Raw genomic sequence first — 23,938 nt, forward strand, 5'->3', positions numbered from 1 at the left:
GGGTCAGCGCCTCCTGAGGAAGGAGGCCCAGGCTTCCAGGGCCGGCCCGGGGTCGCTGCGGCCCACGCCGAGGCGGAACCGGTCGTCCGGCGTGGGCGTGAGCCCCGACCGGTAGACGCTCGCGGGAAGCAGCAGCACGCCGGCCCGTTCGACCAGCTCGGCGCAGAACGCCTCGACGCCGTCGGCGCCCAGGTAGCGGGGGAACGTGACGCAGCCGCCGTCGGGCGCCCGCCACTCGAACAGGTCGCCGAACTCCCCGAAGAACGCCTCGAACCGGGGCAGGTTGGCGGCGATGATCCCGCGGTTGCGCTCCAGGATGGTCTCCCGCGCCTTGATCGCGATGCGGGCCAGGATCTCGCTGGGCGCGGAGTTGCAGATGGTCGTGTAGTGCTTGGCGCGTTCGAGGCGGGCGCGCAGCTCGCGGTCTCGGCAGGCGATCCAGCCGATGCGCAGGCCGGGCAGGCCGAGGGACTTGGAGGTGACGTTCAGCGAGAGCGCCGTCGGCGACAGGTCGGCGGCCTGCGGCAGCGTACGGGCGGGGTCGAGCTCCAGGCCGCGGTAGACCTCGTCACTGAACAGGTGGACGCCGCGCTCCTCGCACAGCTCGGCCAGCCGGGCGAGGTCGGCGGCGCCGATGACCTTGCCCGTCGGGTTGTTGGGGAAGTTGACCGACACCACGCGGGTGTTCGGCCGGATGGCGGCGGCCACGGCGTCGAGGTCGAGCGCCCAGTCGCGGTCGGGATCGAGCGCGACGCCGGTGACCTCGCACAACGACGCCGGCACCGTCTCGGCGGACTGGTAGCAGGGCGTGACCACCACGGCGTGGTCGCCGGGGCCGAGCAGCACCTGCATGGCCAGGTACAGGGCCTCCTCGGCGCCCGCGAAGACGATCACGTCGTCCGCGGTGAGCTGCTCGTAGGTGTCCGCGACGGCCTGGCGCAGCCCGGGGTCGCCGAAGGTCTCGGTGTAGCCGAGCGACAACGTCTCCCAGGCGTGCCGGTCGTCGTCGCCGGCCAGGGCGAGCAGGCCGGACATGGTCGTGGTCTGCGCGTCGGAGGCGGCCATGTGGTGCCGGGCGGTGAACTCCCAGCGAGAGAAGTAGACCTCCAGCCGGAAGTCGGGCAGTCGGGTCACGGTCGGCTCCTCCTGAGCTCGGCGAGCAGGGCGTAAAGGGTGGAACGGGAGGTTCGCAACGCCCCCGCGACGACGGCCGCGGCCCGCCGGACGGCGAAGACCCCGGCCAGTTCGAGCTCGGCCACCACGGCGAGCCGGTCCTCGCGGGTCAGCCGTTCCACCGGCCGCCCGTGCTCGCGGACGTAGGCGCCGACGATCCGCTGGACGCGATCGGTCCAGTCCTGCTCGAACAGTGCCTCGGGGCGGGGCGCCGACGGCGCGGCGAAGGCGGCCAGCAGGGTCGCGGCCTGCTCCAGCGGGGTGCGGTCGAGGTTCACGCAGAGCACCGCGGACGGCTCGCCGTCGGGGTCGCGCAGCACGGCGCTCACCGACGACAGCCGCCGCCCGTCGGCCGTCAGCTTCTCGTAGGGGCCGTAGACGCCGTTGGGCGAGGAGTCGAGCCGGTCCAGCTCGCCGAGCAGCGAAGGGGCGCCGGGGGCGCGCCCGGACATCGGGTTCCACACGCCCAGCACCCGGTCGCCGCGGACGTCGTGCAGGATCACCTCGGCGTACGGGGCCAGCAGCGCCGCCACCGCCTCGCACACCGGTGACCACAGCCGCACGCGGGCATCCGTCTCCATCACATCTCGGATCTTATGTCCAGTTCGGACAGTCTGTCCAAACGGGACGGCCGGGCCGCCCGTCAGGCGTGCGCGCCCACGGTCACCGGGCCGATGGTCAGGCGCGGCCTGCCCTCCAGGATCTCCGCCACCCGTTCCACCTGCTCGTCGAGCTCGCGGAGCTGGGCGGCGGTCAGGCCGGACAGCGGTTCGACGGTGACGTCGATCCTGCTGCCGGAGCGCCGCTGGTGCCACACGCCGCGGACCTCGCCGTCCACGAGCAGCACGGGGAAGTTGCCCGCCTGGCCGCCGGCCAGCGCCCGCCGGAAGGCCGGGCCGGGATAGAGCAGCTCGCGCGGGCGGCCCGCGACCAGGTACGCGTCGAAGTACGGCAGCAGCCGCACACCGCGCGGCGGCCCGTCCGGCACCGCCGTGTCCCCCGCCAGCACCTGGGCCGGACGCCCGTCGAACAGCACCTGCTCGGTCTCCACCGACGCGAACCCCTCGGCCGCCCACCGCACCGGCGCCCCGGCCCACTGGGCGAACTGGGCCGGGGTGGCCGGCCCGTACGCGGCCAAATAGGCCCTGACCAGGCCGGCCCGCCCGTCCGCCGGCACGGGGACGTCCGGCGCGACGCGGTAGGTGACCTTGCGTCCCCTGGCCGGCCCGTACACGAACGCGCCCCGGTGCGCCGCCGTGGCCATCGCCTGCCGCCAGCGCGGCCACATGCCCTGGAACGCCGGCATGACCAGGTCGCCCGCCCACGGCCCGGTGGCGGCGACGACCGCGTCGCTCAGCTCGTCGATCGTCATGTCGGCCACGGACAGCACGTCGCGCACGGCCCGGACGACCTCGTCGGTCTGCTCGGCCGTCATCCGGGCGCCCTCGGCCCCGGCGGGCCCGGCGGGCATCGACGACAGGGCGCCCCACCACATGGGCAGCTCGGCCGCCGGGAGCAGGTGCACGGTTCCGCGCGGCCCGTGCGTCTTGACCAGGGCCTGCTCGCCCCACAACGCCTCGCGCACGTGGAGGCGGGTGACGCCGTCGAGGCGCAGGCCGATCGAGAGCTCGGCCGCCGACATGACCTGGGCGTGCGCCCCGCACATGGCGGCCACGACGGCGGCCTGGCCCTTGTCCGCGGCGGGGGCGGCCAGGTGGGCCCGCTCCAGACGCCGCGCGCTGACCTGCGGCCACGACAGTTCGATCACGAATTCCTCCTCGGTGCGTTCCCCTTCACCGTAGGAGGTGATGCGGCAAGGTTCGTTCCTCGTTCCCCCCGCGACGAAAGATCCGATCACAAGCAGAGCAGGAAAGGGATTCAGGGGCTGTTTCAGCCTCACTTGGCGAGTACAGGCGTTGATAGATCGGATGAAACGTGACCTCGACGTGATCGTCTTCACCGGAGGGGTTGGCCACAATGAGGGCCATCCCCCGACTGGAGGCCCTTGTGCGCCATGGCAAGCCCTGGCGGCTGCTCCTCGCGGCGGCTCTCGCCGCGACCGGACTGACCGCCCTCACCCCAGCCTCCGCCAACGCGGCCGGCACCGTCTTCCACGTCTCCCCCGACGGCGACGACAGCGCCGCCGGCACCGAGGCGGCGCCGTTCAGGACGATCGCGCGCGCCCAGCTCGCCGTGCGCGTGGCCCTGCCGTCCGCGCAGGAGCCGCCCCGGGTACGGGTCCGCGGCGGCGTCTACCACCTCGCCGAGCCCCTCACCTTCACCCCCGCCGACTCCGGCGCCGTCTACGAGGCGGCCCCCGGCGAGCAGGTCGTGCTCAGCGGCGGACGCCGGCTGAGCCCCGCCTGGACCCCGTACCAGGGCGCGACCCTGGTCGCCGACATCGGCCCGGGGCTCGACTTCGACGAGCTGTTCCTCGACGGCACGCGGCAGGTCCTGGCCCGCTATCCCAACGCCGACCCCACGGTCGCCGTGCTCGACGGGTACGCCGCCGACGCGATCTCCCCCGAACGGGTCGCCCGCTGGAAGAACCCGACGACCGCGCTGGTCCGCGGGCTGCACCAGGGCGAATGGGGCGGGAACTCCTTCAGGGTGACCGGCGTCGCCCCCGGCGGCGACCCGATCCTGAAGTGGGTCGGGGACAACAACCGGGGCGACGGCCTGCACCCGCAGAAGCGCATGGTGGAGAACGTCCTGGAGGAGCTGGACGCCCCCGGCGAGTGGTTCTACGACAAGGACGCCGGCCGCCTCTACCTCCAGCCGCCCGCCGGTCTCGACCCGGCCGAGGCCCGCGTCGAGACCGCCGAGCGCGAGGAACTCGTCCGCGTCGTCGGCGACTCGCCGTCCGCGCCGGTGCACGACCTCACCTTCACCGGGTTCACCTTCACCCAGACCCACCGCACGCTGTTCAGCCGCCCGTACGAGAAACTGCAGCTCGGCGACTGGGCGATCGTCCGCGCCGGCGCGGTCTACCTGAAGAACAGCAAGCAGATCACCATCCGCGACGCCCGCTTCGACCAGGTCGGCGGCAACGCCGTCTTCATGGACGGCTACGCCGAGGGCAACGTCGTCTCCGGCGGCGAGTTCCGCGAGTCAGGGGCCAGCGACGTCGCCATCGTCGGCTCGCCGGCGGCCGTCCGCGAGCCGTCCACCTGGGACGACATGCGTCGCACGATCACCGACACCACGCCGGGCCCGAAGACCGAGGACTACCCGCGCGACATCACCGTCAGCGGCAACCACATGACCCGCAACGGCCGGTTCGAGAAGCAGAGCTCGGGCGTGCAGATCTCGATGAGCCGCCGGGTCACGGTCTCCGGCAACACCGTGCACGACGGCCCGCGCGCCTGCGTCAACATCAACGACGGCACGTGGGGCGGGCACGTCATCGAGGACAACGACATCTTCGACTGCGTCAAGGAGACCTCCGACCACGGGCCGATCAACTCCTGGGGCCGCGACCGGTTCTGGCCGCTGACGGCCGGCGACGCCCAGAAGAAGGCGTACGCCAAGCTCGACGCGACGGAGACGACGAAGATCCGGCACAACCGGATCCGGCACTCCTCCCAATGGGACATCGACCTCGACGACGGCTCCTCCAACTACGAGATCACCGGGAACCTGCTGCTCAACGGCGGGGTGAAGCTGCGCGAGGGCTTCCACAGGACCGTGCGCGGCAACGTCTTCGTCAACGGCGGCGGCCACTTCCACGTCTCCTACGAGAACAACGGCGACGTCGTCGAGAAGAACATCTTCGTCACCGACGACCCCTACGACTTCATCCAGAGCGACCCGTCCACCTCCGGGACCGTCTACGACGACAACCTGTTCTGGAACAACGGCAGACCCGTCGCCGACATCACCGCCGCCTGGCGGGCCCGCGGGCTGGACACCCGCTCGGTCGTCGCCGACCCGCTGTTCGAGGGGGCGAGCCCGTACGCCGACCCGGCCAAGCTCGACTACACGCTCAAGGCCGGCTCCCCCGCCCTGGCGCTGGGCTTCCAGCCGTTCCCGATGACCGGTTTCGGCAGGCCCGGCGCGCCCACGCCGCCGCCGCTCACCTGGCGCGAGCCCGAGACCGGCATGACGATCGGCAACCTGGCCGAGCCGCTCATGGGCGCCACGGGCACCGAGGTCCACAGCGACGAGGTGAAGTCCTCGGTCGGGCTCACCGACTACGACGGCCTGTTCCTGGCCGCCGTCCCGGCCGGGTCCCACGCCCACGGGCAGGGGCTGCGCACCGGCGACGTGATCAGGGAGATCGCGGGTACCAAGGTCACCGACCGCGACAGCTTCTGGAAGGTCTACAACCGCACGCCCGCCGGGCGTCCGGTGGCGCTGAAGGTCTGGCGGGCGCAGGCGCTGTCGGACGTGAGCCTGACCAAGGCGTACGGCGTGGAGACCATCGACAACGTCTCCGGCGTCACCTACACCGGCCAGGGCTGGGACTGGAAGAACGACCGGCGCGGCGGCGCGGGCTCGACCCTCGACGACCTGCACGCCACCCAGAACGACGGCGACTCCTTCGAGCTGGCCTTCCACGGCACCGGCGTCGAGTACGTCGCCCAGGTCAACTCCGACGAGGGCAAGGTCGACCTCTACCTGGACGGCAAGCTCGACGCCACGATCGACAACAGCAACCCGACCCGGGTGTACCAGAAGGTCGTCTACCGCAAGACCGGGCTCGCGCCGGGCCCGCACACGCTCAAGGGCGTCAAGAAGGACGGCTCGTACTTCATCGTGGACGGCTTCAAGATCCACTCCGCTCCCACGACCGAGGACGGCGAGGCGCCGGTGACGACCGCGTCCGGGGTGCCCTCCGGCTGGTCGGCCGAGCCCGTCACCGTGGTCCTGACCGCCGCCGACGCGGGCTCCGGCGTCGAGCGCACCGAGTACCGGCTCGGCGACGGAGCCTGGCAGCCCTACACGGCCCCCGTGCGGGTGGACCGCGAAGGGGAGAGCGTGCTCGCCTTCCGCAGCGCCGACCGGGCGGGCAACGTCGAGGAGCCCAGGACGGTCACCGTCCGGATCGACGCGACGGCCCCCACGCTGACCGTCACGCCGGACCCCGTCCGGCTGTGGCCGCCGAACCGCAGGCTGGTCCCGGTGCGGGTCGCGCTGAAGGCGTCCGACGCCGGGCCCGTCACCGTCACCCTGGTCTCGGTCACCAGCTCCCAGGGCGACGCCGCGGACGACGTCCGCGGGGCCGACCCCGGCACCGACGACACCGCCTTCGCGCTGCGCGCCGAGCGGGACGGCGCCGAGGACCGGGTGTACACGGTCACGTACCGGGCGGTCGACCGGGCGGGCAACGCCACCGAGGCCCGCACCCGGATCACCGTGGGACGCGCCGGCTAGGTCGCGGACGGGCCGGCCCGCCTTGAGCCGGTCCGTCCGACTTCCGGTGTCATGCGCATGGCGGGCATCCTGTCAGGGCAGGACCCCGCCATGACGTCTGCGCGAGGCTTCGGCGGCGGGTCCGGGATTTTCCGCCGCAAACCGGTAGAACAGATCGCCACCGAGCACGAAGGTGAGCTCAACCGCGTGCTCGGGCTCTGGCAGCTCACCGCGATCGGGGTGGGCGGCATCATCGGCGCCGGCATCTTCGCGCTCGCCGGCGCCGTCGCCAACCAGACCGCCGGGCCCGCCGTCGTGATCTCCTTCCTGATCGCGGGCATCGCCAGCGCCGCCGCCGCGTTCTCCTACGCGGAGTTCACCGGCATGATCCCGAAGGCCGGATCGGCGTACACGTACGGCTACGCGGTGCTCGGCGAGATCGTCGGCTGGTTCATCGGCTGGGACCTGCTGCTGGAGTACACCGCCATCGTCGCGGTCGTGGCGATCGGCATCTCGGGCTACTTCGGCTTCCTCCTCGGCCAGCTCGGCATCGACCTGCCCGCCTGGATGCTCGGCGCGCCGGGCACCGGCCCGGGGCACGTCGTCGACCTGTTCGCCGGGATTCTGTGCCTGTTCATCGCGTTCCTGCTCAACCTCGGGATGCGGTCGGCCGCCCGGTTCGAGACGTTCGTCGTCATGATCAAGGTCGCGGTGGTGCTGCTGGTGATCGTGGTGGGCTTCTTCTACATCCGCACCGAGAACTACACGCCGTTCTTCCCCTTCGGGTTCGGCGGGGCGGTGACCGGCGCGGCCACCGTGTTCTTCGCCGTCTTCGGCTACGACGCGATGAGCACGGCCGCCGAGGAGTCGAAGGACGCCCAGCGGCACATGCCCAAGGCCATCCTGTACTCCCTGGCCATCTCGATGGTCCTGTACGTGCTGGCCTGCCTCGTCCTCACCGGCATGCAGAACTACCAGGACATCGACCCCGAGAGCGGCTTCTCCTCGGCGTTCGCGTCCGTCGGGCTGTCGGGGCTGGCCAGCGTGATCGCGGTCGGCGCCATCGTCGGCATCCTGACCGTCATGTTCACGTTCATGCTCGGCGTGACCCGCGTGTGGTTCGCGATGAGCCGCGACGGGCTGCTGCCGTCCTGGTTCGCCAAGCTCCACCCCGTACGGCACGTGCCGGTCAGGGTGACCTGGATCGTCGGCGTCGCCTCGGCGCTCATCGCCGGGTTCCTGCCGATCAGGGAGGCGGCGGAGCTGACCAACATCGGCATCCTGCTGGCCTTCGTGGTGGTCTGCGCGGCGGTGATCGTGCTGCGCTACCGGCGTCCCGACCTGCCGCGCGGGTTCCGCATGCCGGGCATGCCGGTGGTGCCGGCGATCGGGGTGCTCTTCTCCATCTGGCTGATCACGTTCCTGGAGCCGCTGACCTGGCTCAGGTTCGTCGTGTGGTTCCTGATCGGGCTGGTGATCTACTTCGCCTACGGGCGCCGCCACTCGGCGCTGAACCGCCGCGACTGACGTGCCGCCTCAGTTCGTGTCCTGGTAGACCGTGGGCCCGATGGCCTTGTACGCCGCCTTCGAGGCGTCCTTGAGCCAGGGCCGGGTGCTGGTGGCGTTGGCGCGGTTGGTGTAGACGGCCATGGTGTGCAGCAGGTAGCGGTGGGTGTATCCGACCCATCCCCAGGTCTGGGCCCTGCTCCAGCTCGTCGAGTGGCACAGCCCGGAGCCGGGGCCCTTCCTCGGGCACACGATCCCCCACGCGTCGGCGTAGGCGTCGTCGAGGCGCGCGTACGCGGTGTCGGCCCGGCCGTCGTTCTTCAGCGGCACGACCCACACCGAGACCATGATGCGCTTGTTCGCCGGCGCGCCCGGGTTCACGTACGAGCCCTTGACCATCTTGGAGCAGCGCGCCTTGCGCAGCACCGAGCGGACGTTGGCCGCGTGGTAGGCGTCCGGGCACTTGTCCACGCCGCTCGACCGGAGGGTGTAGCGCACGCCCTTGGCCGTGGTGAAGGAGCGGGGCAGCAGGGCGCTCGGCGTCAGCGGGGTCGGGTCGGTGTCCTGGCGGTCGAGGTCGCCGGGGTCGAACGGCTCCTCGGTGGGCAGGTCGAGCGTGGGTGTGTCGGTGGGGGTCTCCGTCGGCTGCTCGCTGGGGCCCGGGGTGGCGGAGGACGGCGACGGCCAGGGCGTCGGGACGGTGGCGACGGGCGGGCCGGAGGACGCCGCGGTCAGCAGGCTCTCCCCGCTTCCCCGGTCAAGACCCTTCACCGCCGACACCACGACCACCGCCCCCACCACGGCAAGCACCACACCGATCACCCCGACCCCGGCCCCGAGCCCGACCTTCATCCCGGTGCTGAGCCCGCCGCCGGACGGAGGCGGGGGCATCGGCCCCGGCCGCATCGGGCCCGGCGGCACCGGACCACGCGGAGGCCCGAGGCCGGCCGATGGCCCGAAAGCAGGCGACGGTCCCCACGCGGGCGGCGGCCCCTGGGCGGGTGGCGGCCCAAGCGCGGACGGCGGTTCGGGGGCAGACGGCGATCCGAACGCGGGCGATGGCCCGAGCGCAGGGGACGGTCCTGACGCGGGCGGTGATCCGAGGGCGGACGGTGGTTGGAGGGTGGGCGGTGATCCCGGAGCGGGTGGCGGGTTGGTGGTGGGTGGCGGGTTGGGGGTGGGGGTGGGGGTGGGGGTGGGGGTGGGGGTGGGGGTGGGGGTGGATGCGGCTTGGCGCAGTTCCTTCGCCCACTGCTCCGGGCGGGGACGCTGGTCCGCGGGGCCGCCGAGCGCCGCCGTCGCGAGGTCGGCGAGCCCGGGGCCGACGGCGGCCAGCCGGCCGGGGTCCGTGGAGGTCCGGTCGCGGGCCAAGAGCCGGACGGCCAGCAGCGCGAACTTGTAGGCGTCCGCCTGCGGGGTGCCTTTGGGCTCGTCGGCGGGGAGCTGCCAGCCAGGCGTCTCGACCTGCGGTAACGCCTCCGTCCTGGCCAGCCGCATCGCGTCGCAGCCGATGAGGAAGCACTCCGGGGAGCCCTCTGTGGCGAACAGCAGGCTCGTGGGCGACAGGTCCCCCACGACGATGTCCATCGCGTGCAGACGGGCCAGCGTGTCGGCCAGGTCGGCCAGCAACAGCAGACGGTCGCGCTCGCCGACCCGCGGGCCGACGTGCGGGCCGGTGCCGACGGCGTAGGCGTTGTCGTCGAGCAGGAGGTTCATCGTGGCGGGGCGGTGTTCGGTGCCTGACGGCGTCTGCGCGGCGAAGGAGAACCGGTGGGGCACCGACCGCATGAGGAAGCCGCAGACCACCCCGCCGGACTCGACGACCTCGGCGGGCCAGGCGGTCCTGTCGCACAGCCAGGCGGCGTCCCATCCGGAAAGCCGGCCGATCAGCCCGGCCATCTCGGCGAGCACGCCGGCGTCGAGGCCGGGCAGGACGGCGGGGTCGTACTCCTTGTAGACGACGTCCCACTGGCCGTTGATCCGGCGGCCGGGCACCTCGTGGACCGTCCCCCGGCCCCCCTGCCCGAGACGCCGGCCGAGAACGAGGTCCGCCCGGTCCACCCGGTCCGCGCCGCCCATGGCGCCTCCCGTCGCGTCGCTCATCGGGCCGCGTCCCTCGGCCACGGGGCGAGCATCGTCCGGTCGTCGTCGAAACGTCGGAGGGCAGCGGTGAGATCGGGCGCCGCAAGGTCCTCGTCGGGCTGGGAGTTGACGGCCCACACCGCCGCGCGGCACGCCTCCGAGGCCCCGACCGTCGAGGCGGACGCCCCGGGCAGCCCGGCGTCGGGGCACGCGTCTCCCTGCGGGCGCGGCGGCTCCGACCCGAACGGCCTGAACGGCCCGAACGAGTCGAACGAGCCGAATGGCCCGAACGGCTCGAACTCCGGGCCGGGCATGTCGACCGCGACCCGCTCCCAGGCGCGGATCCCGCCTGTCTGCTCCGGTGCGTGCTGCACGTGCCCTCCTGCGTCCGTACGCGGTGTCAGACCTCGTCGATCGCCGGCCGGAACCGGTCGGGCCGGTTCACCACGGGCCGCGGGTCGCCCTGCGCCACGGACGGCGGCCTGTGGCGGTTCCGGCGTCGGTGAGCCGTGCGTCCCCCGCCCTTCGAGCCCGCCCTTTTTCGGAGGATATCAGCGTCCATTTGATGAAGATCAAGGACTTGCGGACCCGGAGCTCCCGGTGCGCCCGGCATACCGTGGCGTTATGGAAATTTGTGAGCTGTTCGCCTGACGACCTTGGGTGGCAACTTTAATCAAGCCCCAGCCAAAGGGCTCCTTCGATCCCCACACCCCCGGGGACATGTGAGAGGAGTCACCCAGAGTGAACAGCACGTTCAAGTCGGGCGCCGTCGCCGTGTTGGCGGCGGCGGCCCTGGCCGTCCCGATGACGGGCGCAGCCGGCGCCACGTCGAAAGCACACTTATCCAGCACGGCATCCATCGCGGCGACCACCGTCGCCCGGACCGAACCGCCGGCGTTCGCGCCCGCGGACCCCAAGTCGCGCGACCGCGCGAAAGTGAACGCCGACGCGGCACTCGCCGCCGACGCCGGACGCCTGCACAAGGGCTCCGGCGACGCCTTCACTCTCTCGGCCAACGTCGCCGGAACCTACGGCCTGCAATATCTGACCTACGAACGCACGTACAAGGGCCTGCCCGTCTTCGGCGGCGAGGTCGTCGTCGGCACCGACCGGGCCGGACAGGTGATCCAGCAGGTGGTCACCGGCCAGACCGCGAAGATCGACGTCGGGGTCAAGCCGTCGGTGACGGGCAAGCAGGCGTCGGCCACCGCCCGAGCCCTCCTGCCGAACGTGGACGAGGTGTCCGCGGCCAAGCTGGTCGTCCACGCGACCACCGCCACGCCCAGGCTGGCCTGGCAGGTCCAGGTCACCGGACGGACGGCCACCGGCAGGCCCAGCATCCTCGACGTATTCGTGGACGCGCGGTCCGGCTCGCTGATCGACAAGTTCGACAAGGTGCGGGAGGGCACCGGCCGCGGCTTCTACGACGGCACGGTGACGATCGACACCAGCGGGTCCGCCGGCTCGTACCGGATGGTGGACACCACCAGGCCCGGCCTCCAGTGCGGCGGCCAGGGCGGGACGGCCTACACCAAGAGCACCGATTCCTGGGGCAACGGGTCGGGCACCGACCTGGAGACGGCCTGCGTGGACGCGCTGTACGCCGCCCAGATGGAATGGAACATGCTGCGGGACTGGCTGGGCCGCAACGGCCACAGCGGGAACGGCCGGTCCTTCCCCATCCGCGTCGGCCTCAACGACGTCAACGCGTTCTGGAACGGCTCGTACACCACCTTCGGCCACAACCAGGCCGGCAACCAGCAGGCCACCCCGATGGACGTCGTCGGCCACGAGTTCGGTCACTCCGTCTTCACCAACACCCCCGGCGGCGACAGCGGCAACAACGAGGTCGGCGGCCTGAACGAGTCCACCGGCGACATCTTCGGCGCGCTGACCGAGGCGTACGCCAACAACCCGAACGACCCGCCGGACTACCAGGTGGGCGAAGAGGTCAACCTCGTCGGGAACGGCCCGATCCGGTACATGTACAACCCGTCCCAGGTGGGCGACCCCAACTGCTACAGCACCGCGATCCCCACCACCGAGGTGCACGCGGCGGCCGGTCCGCAGAACCACTGGTTCTACCTGCTGGCCGAGGGCAACAACCCCGGCGGCGGCAAGCCGAGCAGCCCGATCTGCCAGGGCGGACCGTCCTCGGTGACCGGCATCGGCATCCAGAAGGCCGGCAAGATCTTCATGGGCACGCTGCAGGCCAAGACCCAGCCGTGGACCCACGCCAAGGCGCGGGTGGCCTCGCTCAACGCCGCCAAGTCGCTGTTCCCGAACAGCTGCGTGGAGTTCAACGCGGTCAAGGCCGCCTGGGACGCCGTGAGCGTCCGGGCCGCCAGCGACCCGAGCTGCGTGGCCAACCCGGACACCTTCTCGTTGCAGGTCAGCCCCGGCTCCGGCGCGGCCGACCCGGGCGGCTCGGCCTCCACCACCCTGACCACGGTGACGACCGGCGGCAACCCCCAGCAGATCCAGCTCAGGACGGGGACGCTCCCGGCCGGCGTGACCGCGCAGTTCAACCCGGCCACCATCCAGTCGGGACAGTCGTCCACGCTGACCCTCAACGTGGCGGCGAACGCGGCTCCGGGGGCGTACACCGTGCAGGTGATCGCTCAGGGCACGGCCCAGACGCAGACGCAGAACTACTCGCTCACCGTCAACCGGCCCATCCCCGACCAGTTCTCGCTGGCGCTCAGCCCGGCGTCGGGGTCCGTGGACGCGGGCGGCAGCACCGCCTCGACCCTGACCACCACGACGACGAGCGGCAACGCCCAGCAGATCCAGCTCAGGACGGGGACGCTCCCGACCGGCGTGACCGCGACCTTCAACCCGGCCACCATCCAGTCGGGACAGTCGTCGGCGCTGACGATCGCGACGGCGTCCACCGTGCCGGCCGGGACGTACACCCTCCAGGTGATCGCCCAGGGCACGGCCCAGACGCAGACCGCGAACTACACCCTGACGGTCTCCCGTCCCGGTGACCCGGACGCGTTCTCCGTCCGGCTCGACCCGGAGGCGGGCACCGCGACGGCCGGGAGCACCGCGGCCACCACGGTGAACACGGCGACGACCGGCGGCCAGCCGCAGCAGGTCACGCTGTCGGCCACCAAGCTGCCGAACGGCGTCACCGTGGCCTTCGACCCGGCCACGATCCAGTCGGGCCAGTCGTCCAGGCTGACCTTCACCGTCGCCTCGACGGCGAAGAACGGCACCTACCCGATCACGGTGACGGCCGCCGGCACCGCCCAGACGCAGACGGCGAGCTACGCGCTCACGGTCACCGGCGGCACGCCGGCGGGCGACTTCACCGTCGCCGCCGACCCGTCGTCGGCCACCGTCACGGCGGGCGGGACGGCGACCACCACGCTGAGCACGCAGGTCACCACCGGCCGGCCGATCCCGCTGACGCTGGCGGCCGACGGCGTGCCGCCGGGCGCGACCGTGACGTTCAGCCCGGCGTCCATCAACTCGGGCGACTCGTCCACGGTGACGGTGACCACGTCGGCCGGCACGCCGGCGCAGACGTACACGATCACCCTCAACGCGAACGGCGCCGCCAGCCACGGCACGTCGTTCTCGCTGACGGTGAACGGTGGCGGCGGCGGTGACACCTGGCAGGAATGGCACGCCTACAACGCCGGCGACGAGGTCACCTACCAGGGTGTCCGCTACCGCTGCGTGATCGCCCACACCTCGCAGCCGGACTGGACGCCCGACGTCGTACCGGCTCTCTGGCAGCGGATCGGATGACGATCCGCCCGGCGCCCCGCAACCCGGGGGGTGACTGAGGGCCGGAACGGAGGGGGTCCACCCGGACCCCCTCCGTTCTGGTTTCCCACTGTTTGATCACGTACGTGATCCTTCAGTAGGGTGGGCGCCTCGGTCGCCTGTCCTGGGTGGGAGTGCCCGTGCGACGCTATCGTTTCGGCCTCGTCGCGATGCCCGTCGCGGTGGCCTACGTGGTCCTTGTCCTCGGCCTCGGCGTCTTCGCGCTGGTCACCCATGAGGTTTCCCTGCTCTGGTTCGCCGTCGTCCGCGGGTGGGCCATGGACCCGCCCGACTCCTGGTGGCTCGTGCCGGTGCTGGTGCTGGTCGGCGCGGTGCAGGGCTGGGTCTACTGGCAGGTGCTGCGCGGGCCCCGGCGCGGTGCGCGACCGGCCGCCGACCGCCGGATCGCCCTGCTGCGCGCCGTCCTTTACGTCGACGTCGCCCTCTCCCTGCCGCCCTTCTCGCTTCTGTACTCCTTGCCGGAACCGTACGCCGGCTGGGTGTCGGTCGCCGTGCTGCTCGTCCAGGGGGTGATGGTCTGGCTGTTCTCCGTCACGGTGGGGGGCGCCCTTCCGGTCTGGGCGCGGCTCCTCATGCTCGTCCTCGGCGCGGCGGGCGTGCTCTCCGGCCTCGGTTTCGCCGTCTGCAGGGTCCTCCAGTTCGACCCGGGCATGAGCTTCTTCGACCTGGTCCTGCTGTACGGCCTGCCGGCGATGGCGTGGCTGGCGCTGCTGCTGGCGGCCCAGGCACGGGATGGCCGCTGGAGCCGGACGACCGTGACGATGGGCGTTCTGTCGCTGGTCATCTCGTTCGTCCAACCGACGTCGTACGCGTTCTTCTCCTACGACATGCCGCTGGAGGTGCTGGTCTTCTGGCTGCTCCGTGCGCTCGGCGTCGTCGCCCTGGGGTGGGAGGCGCGCTCGGCGCACGAGCTGGCTGGGCCGCCCGCGGTGCCGTTCGGGCCCCGGCGGCCGCCCGCGCGCATCCCGGCCAGGCCGTGGTGGCTGCTGGCCCCGGCGGTCGTGCTGCCTCTGGTCCCCGCGGCTGTCAACCTCGTGAGCGGGATGCCGTTCTGGATCGGCCCCCGAGGTGTGGCCGAGCGGGTGGTCTTCGGCGGGGCCGTCAGCCCGGCGGCGTCGCTTGTGTGGGTGGGGTTCGACCTTCTCGTGGGGGTGGGCGGGGCCGCGCTGCTCGTGCTGGTGACCGTCCTGCGCGGCACCGTCCGCCTGCTGCGGGTGACGGTGGCGGCGTTGATGCTGACGGCCGCCGTGGGCGTGGCCGGAGCGCTCACCGCCGAGCGTTCCTCGCCGCGCGATCCGTCCGGTGACCTGCCGCTGTATCCCGACGGCCTGTTCGTCACCGGCCCGGGGGAAGGGCTCACCTTCGGGCTCTCGCCGCTGTGGTTCAGCGCGGCCCTTCTCGCCTCCGCCCTCGTCCTGGTGCTGCTGTACGCCTACCGCGAACGGGCCGGATGACAGCCGGTCATAACTTTCGCCGCGTTCCCTGCGTCAAACACACCATGAGACGCTTCACCACCGCCACGCTCGTGGCCGGGCTGCTGCTGGCGGGCGGGGCCGCCCCCGCGATGGCCGGCCAGTCCTCGCCCGTCCGCCGCTGCTCGGCCGCCCAGCTCCAGGTGCGCCTGGGCACGATCGACGCCGGCGCCGGCAACAGGAACGCGCCGCTGGTGTTCACCAACAGCTCACGCACCACCTGCACGCTGTACGGCCACCCCGGCCTGATCATGATCGACAAGCAGGGCGACGCCCTCCGCACCCGCGTCCGCCGCGCCGCCGGGACCAAGCACCAGGTGACGGTCAAGCCGGGCGGCAGCGCCCGTACGACGCTGCACTGGACGGTCGTCGAGACCGGCGACGAGACCCACTGCCCGAGCCCGGCCCGCCTGCTGGTCATCCCGCCGGACGAGCAGTCGTACGTCAACGTCCCGTTCGACGCCGGCCAGGTGTGCGACGGCGGACGGCTCGACGTCAAGCCACTGGCCTGACGTCCGGGGGGCCGGTCAGCGCAGCCAGTTGACGACGACCGTCAGCACGATCGACAGCAGCAGCGAGATCAGGATCATCGCCAGGCAGCCGATCCAGCCGCCCAGCGGTCGCACGTCCCAGTCCCCGAACCTCATCCCCGGCCCCTACCCCTGGCGGCCGGGGTCGTATCCCGGCCCGCGCGGGCGTCAGAGACCGGCGACGAAGTCGAGGGCGACGGCCCAGGCGCGTTCGGCCGCCGGGGCGTCGTGGTCGGGCAGGCCGGGGTCGGTGAACAGGTGGCCGACCCCCGGATAGCGGAAGACCTCCACGTCGGCCCCCGCCCGGCGCATCTGGAGATACCAGGCGTTGAGCCAGTCGACCGGCTCGTAGAAGTCGGGGTCGGCGACGTGGAGCTGCACCGGCAGGTCGTCGGCGGTGGCGCCCTCGGCCATGTCGGAGGTGCCGTGCATGAGCAGCAGCCCCCGGGCACGCTCGTCGCCCAGGGCGAGGTTCTGGGCGATGGCAGCGCCGAGGGAGAAGCCGGCGTACACCAGGCCGTCGCCGGACAGCGGGGCCGCCGCCGCGATGGCCCGCTTCAGCAACTCCTCGCTGCCGATCTCCTCCTTGATCGCGATGCCCTCCTCGGACGTGTCGACGACGCGCCCGTCGTACAGGTCGGGGACGTGCACCTCGTGCCCCGCCTCCCGGAGCCTGTCGGCCGCCTGGTGGACGGCGGGCCGCAGGCCGTACATCGAATGCAGGAGGAGAATCCGCGCCATACGCGCAGCTTAGCGACCCCGAGCGCCCGCGGGACGCGTGCCCCGGCGGGTCAGGCGTCCTGGCCGGACGGTCTGCAGGGGCGTCCCGGACCCGCCGAGCGGTCACCTGAAGATCGTATGACGAAACCTCTTTCCTGCAACCAGCTTCGCCCCTAACCTTGGTGCTGGGGCGGCTCGATGCCGTCCCGACCGGCCAGGCCCACTTGGGGAACAACAGATGTCCGTCACCCAGACGTACCTTGCCGTCGCCACCGAGCCGCCATGTCCGTGCTCGACATGACCTGCCGGCCGGTCCCGGCCGGCGTGCTGCTCACGGTCTCCGGCGAGCTCGACGCCACCAACGCCGATCGACTGGAGTCCGCCATCCGCGACGCCCGCCGACCCGGCCGATCCCTGGTCCTCGACCTGGGCGAGCTCACCTTCATGGACAGCAGCGGTCTGCACGTGCTGCTGCGGGCGCACGACGACGTCCGCGGCGCGGGCGGCTGCCTGCGCCTGGCCGCCGTACGGGACATCCCGGCCCGCATCCTGCAGATCACCGGGGTGTGGGACGTGCTGCACATCCATGCCTGCGTGGACGAGGCCGTCGCGGCGGCCCGGGGCGCCTCGCCCGATCGACTGCCGGATGATGTGGAGCGGTTGTGATGCACCTGGCCAGCAGCTACCTGCCGGGGATCACGGTGGTCACGGTGGCCGGCGAGGTCGACGCCACCGCCTCCGGCCATCTGGAGGCCTACCTCGACCAGGTACGCCGCAGCCTGGACGAGCACCTGATCTTCGACGTGAGCCGGCTGGCGTTCCTGGACAGCTCCGGCCTGTCCGTCCTGCTCGCCGCCGCCACGCTGGCCCGCGCGCACGGCGTGGACGTGCACCTGGCGGGCCTCCGGCCCACGGTGGCCCGGCTGCTGGAGATCACCGGCACCGTGGAGCTCGTGACGATCCACGACCACGTCACCCGGGCCGTCGCCGCGGTGGAGGCGCTCCGGGACGCCAGGGCCGGGGCGCTCGAAGCCGCCGGCCCCACCGAGGCCGTCTGACGTCCTGGTGGTCGTCCGAGGTCCCTGTCCGGCGGGTGTCAGCGCCGGCCGCCGAACTCCCAGTCGTGCACCTCGATGTCGGCGTACCGGCCGGCGGTGAGGACGGCGCGGGCCGCGTCCGCGTCGGGCGCCCGGACCAGCAGGGCGGTGCCGACCCAGGTGGCGCCGTCGTCGGACAGCAGCGGCCCGTACGCGATCAACTCGTCGCCGCCGGCCGGCGGGACGAGGTCGGCGGGCTGCCCGGAGCCGAGGCCCAGCACCAGATACCGGTTGCCGCCCTCCCGGCCGCCGGGGAACTCCCACATGGTGCGTCCCAGCACGTTGCGCCACCGGCGTACCAGCACGTCGCGGTAGACGCCGGCCTGGTAGTTGGGCTCGTCGAAGGCGAACGCCCGCACGGAGGCGAGGTCGGGCAGGTCGACGATGTGCACGCTGCCGGTGGCCGTGCCGGTGTCGCGGTCGAAGGTCGGGCCGCGGGCGATCAGCTCGGCCTCGTAGCGGTCCATGTAGGACCAGTGCGCCTCGACCAGTTCCGCGCGCAGGGCGCCCGAGTCAGGACGGTCACGGTGGTAGCAGAAGAACTCCATGCGGAGAGTACCTACCACAGATCATCTCCCAGTCCGGGCGGCTCAGCCCAGCAGCTGCTCGACAAGGTCGGCGGCGCGGGCGGTGCCGCCCTCGGCCCGCGCCTCGGTCTGAAGGCGCGTCAGGCGGCGGGCCACCTCCGGGTCGGCGGTCAGCTCGCCCAGGGCGGCGCGCAGGGTCTCGGCCGTGGCGTCCGGGGTGTCGATGCGGCGGGCCACGCCCAGCTCCACGAGCCGGTCGGCGTTGGCGAACTGCTCGGCGCCCTGCGGCACGGCGATCATCGGCACCCCGGCCAGCAGCCCCTCGCAGCAGCCGCCCATGCCCGCGTGGGTGACGAACGCGTCGGCCTGGTCGAGGATCGCCCGCTGCGGCACCCACGGGTGCACCTCGACGTTGGACGGGATCTCGCCCAGCTCCGCCGCGTCGGTGTACTTGCCGATCTGCAGGACGACGTGCCACCCCGGCAGGTCGCCGAAGGCCGCCAGGCACTGGCGGTAGAACTCCGGCTGACGGGTGTAGGCCGACCCCAGGGAGACCAGCAGGACGTTCGCGGCGTCACCGGGACGGGTCCAGCCGCCCTGCTGCCCGCGCGGGTCGTGGCAGGGGCCGACGTAGGTCACGGTGCCGGTGTCGACCCGGTCGGCCTGCGGCTGCATCGCCCGCGGGATCAGGGCCAGCGTGTGCGGCGGGCGGCCGGAGAAGGTCTCCACGTCGGTGGTGGAGACGCCGCAGTCGGTGAGCCAGCGGGCGAACCTGGCCAGGTAGGCGTCGGCTCCCGGCAGTCGCCACAGCTGCGCCGCCACCTCCTCGGAGTATCCCTCCCAGGCCACGAACGTCGGCGACAGCTGCATGAGGGGACGGCCCTGCGTCTCGGCCAGGGCCCGCGCGGCGTAGGCGCCGATGTCGTACAGGTAGAGGTCGGCGGGGTCGGCGTCGTAGGCGGCGCGCAGTTGCGGGAGTGCCTGGACGGCGTCGTCCAGGAAGAGGCTCATCGCCGCGATGGGGTCGTCGGGCCACTTGTTGTCGGCGACCGGCAGCGTCGAGGAGCAGGGGACCAGCTCGGCGCCGGTGCCCGTGACCAGCTCGCCGACCGCCGGGTCGTTGGCGTACGTCACCCGGTGGCCGCGCGCCACCAGCTCGCGGACGATCTCCAGGCTGGGCAGGACGTGGCTGACGGCGGGGATGCCGACCATGGCGATGTGGGCGCGGCGGCGGGACATGGACGATCACTCATTTCGGGTTCTACGCGACGTTCGAGCGGTGGAACGGGCGGCGGGCCGGCGGTTCAGGCGCGGCGGGCGCCCGGGGCGGCGGCCTCCAGGTCGGCGACGCTGCCCGACATGATCGTGCGCACGTGCTCGGTGATGTGCTCGGCGGGCCAGTCCCACCAGGCCAGCGCGAGCAGGCGGGCGACGTCGTCGGCGGGGTAGCGGGTGCGGATGAGACGGGCCGGGTTGCCGCCGACGATCCCGTAGTCGGGCACGTCGGAGGTGACCACCGAGCCGGCGCCGATGATCGCGCCGTGGCCGATGCGCACGCCGGGCATCACCGTCGCGCCGTAGCCGAACCAGACGTCGTTGCCGACGACGGTGTCACCGCGGTTCGGCAGGCCGGTGAGCAGGTCGAAGTGGTCGGACCACGAGCCGCCCATGGTGGGGAAGGGGAAGGTCGAGGGGCCGTCCATGCGGTGGTTGGCGCCGTTCATGATGAACCGCACCCCGGTGCCCAGGGCGCAGAACCTGCCGATGACCAGTTTCTCCGGGCCGTAGTGGTAGAGCACGTTGCGGGTCTCGAACGCGGTCGGGTCGTCCGGGTCGTCGTAGTAGGTGTACTCCCCCACCTCGATCAGCGGGGACTTGACCAGTGGCCGCAGCAGCGCCACCCGTGGCTGGCCGGGCATCGGGTGGATGACGGTCGGGTCGGCGGGGACGTGGGCGTTCATGGATCTTTCCTTCCGCCACTGCTAATGCGACAACTTGTACATTAAGATGGTGTCATGTCGCCGTCCGCCTCGCAAACGGGAAAGGGAGCGATGACGTCCGAGAGCCCGTCGCCCGGTCCGCGCCGCCGTCCGGGTGGCCGTACCGGTCGCATCCGTACGCAGGTTCTCGACGCGGTCCGCGCCGAGCTCGGGGAGCACGGCTACGACGGGCTGACCCTCGACGCCGTCGCGGCCCGCGCGGGCGTGCACCGCGCGACGGTCTACCGGCGCTGGCGGGATGTCGGCGGCCTGCTCACCGACGTGCTGGAGGCGACGGGCGACGACGACTGGCTGCCCGAGGACACCGGCTCCCTGCTGGGCGACCTGGCCGCGCTCAACCACGAGAACCAGGCGGCCCTGACCGCGCAGCCGTCGATCGCCGCGGCCCTGATCGCCGCCTCTTTCCGTTCCGAGGAGGCCGCCCGCGGGCTACGGCGGCTCTGGGCGGACCGGTACACCCGGTGCGAGGTCATCGTGGGGCGGGCGGTCGAGCGGGGCGAGCTTCCGGCGGACACCGACGCGCAGCGGCTGCTCGTCGCCGCGACCGCGCCGCTCTACCACCACCTGGTGCTCCTTCGCACGCCCCCGGCCCCGGACCTTCCGGACCAGGCTGCGCGGACGGCCGTGCTGGCGGCGTCCGCGGGCGCCTTCACCCGTACCGAGCCCGCCTCTTCGCCGGACGCGTGAGGCCGGGTCTCCGCAGGCGGACCGCGGCCGGGTCGAGGCCGTTCCGCCGGGGACGGCGTCCGGTCGCGGTCAGGAGGAGACGGCGACGGGGAGGTGGTGGGTGCGCGGGTCGTCGAGGTGGTCGACGATGAAGGCGGCCAGGTCGGCGCGGGAGGTACGGGCGCCCAGGCGTTCGGTCGCGCCGATCGAGACGCGGGGACGGCCCGTGGCGGCGACGACGGCGAGGGAGGTCATGCGCGGCCTTCCGTGGCGGGTGTCATGGGGCTGGGTCGGTCTGTGGCGGGATCTTCCGGGGCTGCGGTTCAGGCGTGGGCGGCGGGCTTGCTGGCGGGCTGGAACTTGAAGGAGATGGCCTCCATGAGGGCCTGGTGCTTGGTGTTCTGGAAGGCCGCGATCTTCCAGTCGCCGTCCGCCTGGCGGACCATCGTGTAGGTCTGGATCTTGTGCAGCTTCCCGGACCTGCCCTTGTAGGTGTCGCCGCGGGTGATCACCAGTGCGGTGTCGGGGCCCGCGAGGCGGATGCCGAGGGTCTCGCCGGCCAGCCTGGTGCCCTTGACGAAGCTGTCGAACAGCGCCTGGTGGGCGTCGCCGATCTCCTGGGCGCCGGTGTAGAGGGTGCCGACGTACGTGATGTAGGTGGCGTCGTCGGTGAACAGGGCCCCGTACGCGTCACCGTCGGCCCGCTGCCAGGCGTCGGCGAGGCGGTCGAGCACGGCGTTGATGGCGGCGGCGTCGGCGGCGGTGAGGGTGTTGTGCATGGTCGTTGCCTTCCTTCAGCAGCTTCTCGGAAGCATTTACTTCTTTGAAGATTTATCTGCGCTAAAGAAGAGATTAGAGATGACGCCGACCCCTGTCAACACCGGCCGCGTCCCGGCCCCCCGCGAAGGAGCGGCTGCTCGATCGCCGACGCGGGCCCGACACGTATGCTTGGCGTTCCATGAGTGAGCTGTTGACGATCGGCGAGCTGGCCGAGCGCACCGGGGTCGCCACTTCCGCTCTGCGCTACTGGGAGGAGCTCGGGCTGATCCCGGAGCCGGAGCGCGTCTCGGGGCAGCGGCGCTTTCCGCCGTCGGCGGTCGAGCTGGTCGCCGCGATCCTGCTGCTGCGCGAGGTCGGCCTCACGTTGCGCGAGGTCAAGACGTTCCTCGCGGTCCGGTCCGAGCCGGGCGACGCGTGGCGGGAGCTGTATCGGCGCAAGCTCGACGAGCTGGACGAGCGCATCGCCCGGGCCCAGGTGGCGCGCACCGCCATCGCGCACGGCATGGCCTGCCCGCACGAGAACGTCTTCGAGTGCTCGTCCTTCACCGGCGTGGTCAAGGCGCGGCTGGCGGGGGCGTCCCTGGAAGAGGCTCACCGGCACTGACCGGCCGGGCGTCACGTCGGCGGCGGGTTCCTGTTCCGCGAGCACCCGGGGTGCGGGCCAGGTGCTCGCGGGCGACGACGTGCGGTCAGCCGGTCGCGAGCGACTCGTCCTGCTGTACGGGCGCCGGGGGCCGGGGAGTGCGGCGGGGCAGGGTGAGGGTGATCAGCAGCCCGGCGATCATCGCCGCCGCCGTGAGCAGGACGACCAGGAACTCGCCGTCCGCCGTGGCGGCGGGCAGGGCCTGACCGGTCCTGCCGTCGGTGCCGAGGTCGGCGATGACGGTGAAGACGGCCAGGCCGATGGCGTTGCCGATGTTGAGCGCGGTGGAGGCGATGCCGTTGGCGACGCCCTGTTCATGGGCGGGGGTGCCGGTGGCGGCGGCGATCCACATGGCGGTCCAGACGATGCCCTGGCCGAGCCCGGAGACGACCAGGCCGGGGATCAGCAGGCCGTACCCGGCGTCGGCGTCGAAGCCGAGAGCCAGGACGGCGGTCCCCACGACACCGACGGCGAAGCCGATCAGCAGCGTGGGACGGGTGCCGATCCGGGTCGCCAGACGTTCGCCGCTCTGCGTGCCGGCGGCGATGGCCAGCGAGGGGATGAGGAAGGCCAGCCCGGTCTGCAGGGCGCTGTAACCGTGGACGCTCTGCAGCAGCACGGTGAGGAAGTACGGCAGGACGCCGAACGTGGCCATGTAGACGAAGGTGACCAGCATGCCGACGGTCAGGCTGCGGTTGCGGAAGAGCCGGAACGGCATGAGCGGATCCGCGCTGCGGGCCTCGACCAGCGCGAAGATCACCAGCAGGACGGCGGCCAGCGCGAAGGCGCCCACGACCGGCGGGCTGCCCCAGCCCAGTTCGGGCCCTTCGACCAGGGCGAAGACCAGCAGCGTGGACCCGCCGGTGACGGTGAGCGCCCCCGGCAGGTCGAACCTGCGCCGTTCCCGCCTGGCCGGGTCGCGCGGGATGACGGCCAGGGCGGCCAGCGCGACCAGCCCGGCCAGGGGGACGTTTACGAAGAAGACGGCGGGCCAGCCGAAGTTCTGGGTGAGGACGCCGCCGAGCAGCGCGCCGATCGTCAGCCCGCTGGCGCCCGCGCCGCCCCAGACGGCCAGCGCCCGGTTGCGCTGCGGCCCCTCCGCGAACAGGCTGTTGAGCAGGGCCAGCGTCGAGGGCAGCAGCAACGCCCCGCCGATGCCCTGGACCGCGCGGGCGACGATGATGACGACGGGACCGCCGGCCAGCCCGCCGGCCAGCGAGGACAACGCGTAGAGGGCCAGGGCGAGCACGAAGACGCGGCGGCGGCCGAGCAGGTCGGCGGCCCGGCCGCCCAGCAGCAGGAAGCCGCCGGCGAAGACGACGTACGCGCTGACCACCAGCTGCTGGGTCTGGCCGGGGAAGCCCAGCTCGGCGCCGATCTGCGGAAGCGCGACGAAGACGATGTTGAGGTCGAGCGCGTAGATGAGCTGGGCCAGGGCGAGCAACGCCAGGGTCCAGCCGAGTCGCGGCTTGACGCCGTCCGCGACGGCCGCGGGCAGCGTGGATGGTGTGGACATGGAACGCCCTTCGGAGGGAGCCGGGGAGCGGGCACGCGGAAGCCCGCCACACGAAACGATTGTACGAGGATTT

Annotated in this window: 21 protein-coding genes; 9 read left to right on the top strand and 12 right to left on the bottom strand. The window is 72.3% G+C overall.

Annotated features, from left to right (window positions below; genetic code table 11):
* Positions 1–3: 3 nt before the first annotated feature.
* From ABZ815_RS35125 to ABZ815_RS35135, 3 genes are all read right to left on the bottom strand, one after another.
* A complete protein-coding gene (locus ABZ815_RS35125) occupies positions 4–1,134 on the bottom strand; it encodes a pyridoxal phosphate-dependent aminotransferase (RefSeq protein ID WP_357705509.1) in 1,131 nt (376 codons plus the stop codon).
* Positions 1,131–1,754 (bottom strand): PAS domain-containing protein, encoded by a 624-nt coding sequence (locus tag ABZ815_RS35130; RefSeq protein WP_357705567.1) that lies wholly within the window; start codon positions 1,752–1,754, stop codon positions 1,131–1,133. The genes ABZ815_RS35125 and ABZ815_RS35130 overlap by 4 nt, the downstream gene beginning before the upstream one ends.
* Before the next feature lie 62 nt (positions 1,755–1,816).
* Complete coding sequence (locus ABZ815_RS35135; protein ID WP_357705510.1) at positions 1,817–2,941, bottom strand: winged helix DNA-binding domain-containing protein; 1,125 nt, start codon at positions 2,939–2,941, stop codon at positions 1,817–1,819.
* A gap of 239 nt (positions 2,942–3,180) precedes the next feature.
* On the opposite strand from ABZ815_RS35135, the gene ABZ815_RS35140 reads away from it, so the two are divergent.
* Both ABZ815_RS35140 and ABZ815_RS35145 read left to right on the top strand, forming a co-directional pair.
* Entirely contained in the window at positions 3,181–6,549 is a 3,369-nt protein-coding gene (locus ABZ815_RS35140) for a PDZ domain-containing protein (protein ID WP_357705511.1), read from the top strand.
* Between the two features lie 90 nt (positions 6,550–6,639).
* Positions 6,640–8,055 (top strand): amino acid permease, encoded by a 1,416-nt coding sequence (locus ABZ815_RS35145; RefSeq protein WP_357705512.1) that lies wholly within the window; start codon positions 6,640–6,642, stop codon positions 8,053–8,055.
* A 9-nt stretch (positions 8,056–8,064) separates the two neighbouring features.
* Here ABZ815_RS35145 and ABZ815_RS35150 read toward each other — a convergent pair whose 3' ends face one another.
* Together ABZ815_RS35150 and ABZ815_RS35155 are read right to left on the bottom strand one after the other, a co-directional pair.
* On the bottom strand, positions 8,065–10,137 hold the full coding sequence (locus ABZ815_RS35150) for a hypothetical protein (RefSeq protein WP_357705513.1): 2,073 nt from the start codon (positions 10,135–10,137) through the stop codon (positions 8,065–8,067).
* Entirely contained in the window at positions 10,134–10,490 is a 357-nt protein-coding gene (locus tag ABZ815_RS35155; RefSeq protein WP_357705514.1) for a hypothetical protein, read from the bottom strand. Before ABZ815_RS35155 ends, ABZ815_RS35150 begins: the two co-directional genes overlap by 4 nt.
* 367 nt (positions 10,491–10,857) lie before the next feature.
* Between ABZ815_RS35155 and ABZ815_RS35160 the strand changes: the two genes are divergently transcribed.
* The 3 genes from ABZ815_RS35160 (at position 10,858) to ABZ815_RS35170 (ending at position 15,898) form a co-directional block, all read left to right on the top strand.
* Entirely contained in the window at positions 10,858–13,875 is a 3,018-nt protein-coding gene (locus tag ABZ815_RS35160; RefSeq protein WP_357705515.1) for a M4 family metallopeptidase, read from the top strand.
* A gap of 158 nt (positions 13,876–14,033) precedes the next feature.
* Positions 14,034–15,368, top strand: coding sequence for a hypothetical protein (locus ABZ815_RS35165; protein ID WP_357705516.1), 1,335 nt, complete (start codon positions 14,034–14,036; stop codon positions 15,366–15,368).
* A gap of 44 nt (positions 15,369–15,412) precedes the next feature.
* Positions 15,413–15,898 carry a DUF4232 domain-containing protein gene (locus ABZ815_RS35170; RefSeq protein ID WP_357705517.1) on the top strand — a complete coding sequence of 162 codons (486 nt, stop codon included), beginning with the start codon at positions 15,413–15,415 and terminating at the stop codon, positions 15,896–15,898.
* A gap of 186 nt (positions 15,899–16,084) precedes the next feature.
* Here ABZ815_RS35170 and ABZ815_RS35175 read toward each other — a convergent pair whose 3' ends face one another.
* Positions 16,085–16,657: a dienelactone hydrolase family protein gene (locus ABZ815_RS35175; RefSeq protein ID WP_357705518.1), complete on the bottom strand. Its 573-nt coding sequence runs from the start codon at positions 16,655–16,657 to the stop codon at positions 16,085–16,087.
* Between the two features lie 261 nt (positions 16,658–16,918).
* On the opposite strand from ABZ815_RS35175, the gene ABZ815_RS35180 reads away from it, so the two are divergent.
* Together ABZ815_RS35180 and ABZ815_RS35185 are read left to right on the top strand one after the other, a co-directional pair.
* Positions 16,919–17,302 carry an STAS domain-containing protein gene (locus tag ABZ815_RS35180; RefSeq protein ID WP_357705519.1) on the top strand — a complete coding sequence of 128 codons (384 nt, stop codon included), beginning with the start codon at positions 16,919–16,921 and terminating at the stop codon, positions 17,300–17,302.
* Positions 17,302–17,694, top strand: a complete 393-nt coding sequence (locus tag ABZ815_RS35185) for an STAS domain-containing protein (protein ID WP_357705520.1) — start codon at positions 17,302–17,304, stop codon at positions 17,692–17,694. Before ABZ815_RS35180 ends, ABZ815_RS35185 begins: the two co-directional genes overlap by 1 nt.
* A gap of 38 nt (positions 17,695–17,732) precedes the next feature.
* Here the strand turns inward: ABZ815_RS35185 and ABZ815_RS35190 are convergent, their stop codons facing one another.
* The 3 genes from ABZ815_RS35190 to ABZ815_RS35200 all read right to left on the bottom strand — a co-directional run bounded on the left by ABZ815_RS35190 (position 17,733) and on the right by ABZ815_RS35200 (position 20,221).
* Positions 17,733–18,299, bottom strand: a complete 567-nt coding sequence (locus ABZ815_RS35190) for a YciI family protein (protein ID WP_357705521.1) — start codon at positions 18,297–18,299, stop codon at positions 17,733–17,735.
* A gap of 24 nt (positions 18,300–18,323) precedes the next feature.
* A complete protein-coding gene (locus tag ABZ815_RS35195; protein WP_357705522.1) occupies positions 18,324–19,499 on the bottom strand; it encodes a macrolide family glycosyltransferase in 1,176 nt (391 codons plus the stop codon).
* Positions 19,500–19,564: 65 nt separating this feature from the next.
* Entirely contained in the window at positions 19,565–20,221 is a 657-nt protein-coding gene (locus ABZ815_RS35200; protein ID WP_357705523.1) for a CatB-related O-acetyltransferase, read from the bottom strand.
* A 90-nt stretch (positions 20,222–20,311) separates the two neighbouring features.
* On the opposite strand from ABZ815_RS35200, the gene ABZ815_RS35205 reads away from it, so the two are divergent.
* A complete protein-coding gene (locus ABZ815_RS35205) occupies positions 20,312–20,947 on the top strand; it encodes a TetR/AcrR family transcriptional regulator (RefSeq protein ID WP_357705524.1) in 636 nt (211 codons plus the stop codon).
* Between the two features lie 69 nt (positions 20,948–21,016).
* Here ABZ815_RS35205 and ABZ815_RS35210 read toward each other — a convergent pair whose 3' ends face one another.
* Both ABZ815_RS35210 and ABZ815_RS35215 read right to left on the bottom strand, forming a co-directional pair.
* The gene (locus tag ABZ815_RS35210) at positions 21,017–21,181 is read right to left on the bottom strand and encodes a hypothetical protein (RefSeq protein WP_357705525.1); all 165 of its coding nucleotides are present in this window, start codon (positions 21,179–21,181) and stop codon (positions 21,017–21,019) included.
* Between the two features lie 68 nt (positions 21,182–21,249).
* Positions 21,250–21,705: an SgcJ/EcaC family oxidoreductase gene (locus ABZ815_RS35215; RefSeq protein ID WP_357705526.1), complete on the bottom strand. Its 456-nt coding sequence runs from the start codon at positions 21,703–21,705 to the stop codon at positions 21,250–21,252.
* Positions 21,706–21,884: 179 nt separating this feature from the next.
* On the opposite strand from ABZ815_RS35215, the gene ABZ815_RS35220 reads away from it, so the two are divergent.
* Entirely contained in the window at positions 21,885–22,310 is a 426-nt protein-coding gene (locus ABZ815_RS35220; protein WP_357705527.1) for a MerR family transcriptional regulator, read from the top strand.
* A gap of 85 nt (positions 22,311–22,395) precedes the next feature.
* Here ABZ815_RS35220 and ABZ815_RS35225 read toward each other — a convergent pair whose 3' ends face one another.
* On the bottom strand, positions 22,396–23,865 hold the full coding sequence (locus ABZ815_RS35225) for an MFS transporter (protein WP_357705528.1): 1,470 nt from the start codon (positions 23,863–23,865) through the stop codon (positions 22,396–22,398).
* Positions 23,866–23,938 lie beyond the last annotated feature (73 nt).

The sequence above is a fragment of the Nonomuraea sp. NPDC047529 genome, assembly GCF_040642995.1.
GTDB lineage: Bacteria > Actinomycetota > Actinomycetes > Streptosporangiales > Streptosporangiaceae > Nonomuraea.

What these genes read in the sequence shown, in the direction of transcription:
- ABZ815_RS35130 (WP_357705567.1), bottom strand. Translation starts at nt 1,754, where the DNA reads ATGGAGACGGATGCCCGCGTGCGGCTGTGGTCACCGGTGTGCGAGGCG.
- ABZ815_RS35145 (WP_357705512.1), top strand. Translation starts at nt 6,640, where the DNA reads ATGACGTCTGCGCGAGGCTTCGGCGGCGGGTCCGGGATTTTCCGCCGC.
- ABZ815_RS35150 (WP_357705513.1), bottom strand. Translation starts at nt 10,137, where the DNA reads ATGAGCGACGCGACGGGAGGCGCCATGGGCGGCGCGGACCGGGTGGAC.
- ABZ815_RS35170 (WP_357705517.1), top strand. Translation starts at nt 15,413, where the DNA reads ATGAGACGCTTCACCACCGCCACGCTCGTGGCCGGGCTGCTGCTGGCG.
- ABZ815_RS35175 (WP_357705518.1), bottom strand. Translation starts at nt 16,657, where the DNA reads ATGGCGCGGATTCTCCTCCTGCATTCGATGTACGGCCTGCGGCCCGCC.
- ABZ815_RS35180 (WP_357705519.1), top strand. Translation starts at nt 16,919, where the DNA reads ATGTCCGTGCTCGACATGACCTGCCGGCCGGTCCCGGCCGGCGTGCTG.
- ABZ815_RS35185 (WP_357705520.1), top strand. Translation starts at nt 17,302, where the DNA reads ATGCACCTGGCCAGCAGCTACCTGCCGGGGATCACGGTGGTCACGGTG.
- ABZ815_RS35195 (WP_357705522.1), bottom strand. Translation starts at nt 19,499, where the DNA reads ATGTCCCGCCGCCGCGCCCACATCGCCATGGTCGGCATCCCCGCCGTC.
- ABZ815_RS35200 (WP_357705523.1), bottom strand. Translation starts at nt 20,221, where the DNA reads ATGAACGCCCACGTCCCCGCCGACCCGACCGTCATCCACCCGATGCCC.
- ABZ815_RS35205 (WP_357705524.1), top strand. Translation starts at nt 20,312, where the DNA reads ATGACGTCCGAGAGCCCGTCGCCCGGTCCGCGCCGCCGTCCGGGTGGC.
- ABZ815_RS35210 (WP_357705525.1), bottom strand. Translation starts at nt 21,181, where the DNA reads ATGACCTCCCTCGCCGTCGTCGCCGCCACGGGCCGTCCCCGCGTCTCG.
- ABZ815_RS35215 (WP_357705526.1), bottom strand. Translation starts at nt 21,705, where the DNA reads ATGCACAACACCCTCACCGCCGCCGACGCCGCCGCCATCAACGCCGTG.
- ABZ815_RS35220 (WP_357705527.1), top strand. Translation starts at nt 21,885, where the DNA reads ATGAGTGAGCTGTTGACGATCGGCGAGCTGGCCGAGCGCACCGGGGTC.
- ABZ815_RS35225 (WP_357705528.1), bottom strand. Translation starts at nt 23,865, where the DNA reads ATGTCCACACCATCCACGCTGCCCGCGGCCGTCGCGGACGGCGTCAAG.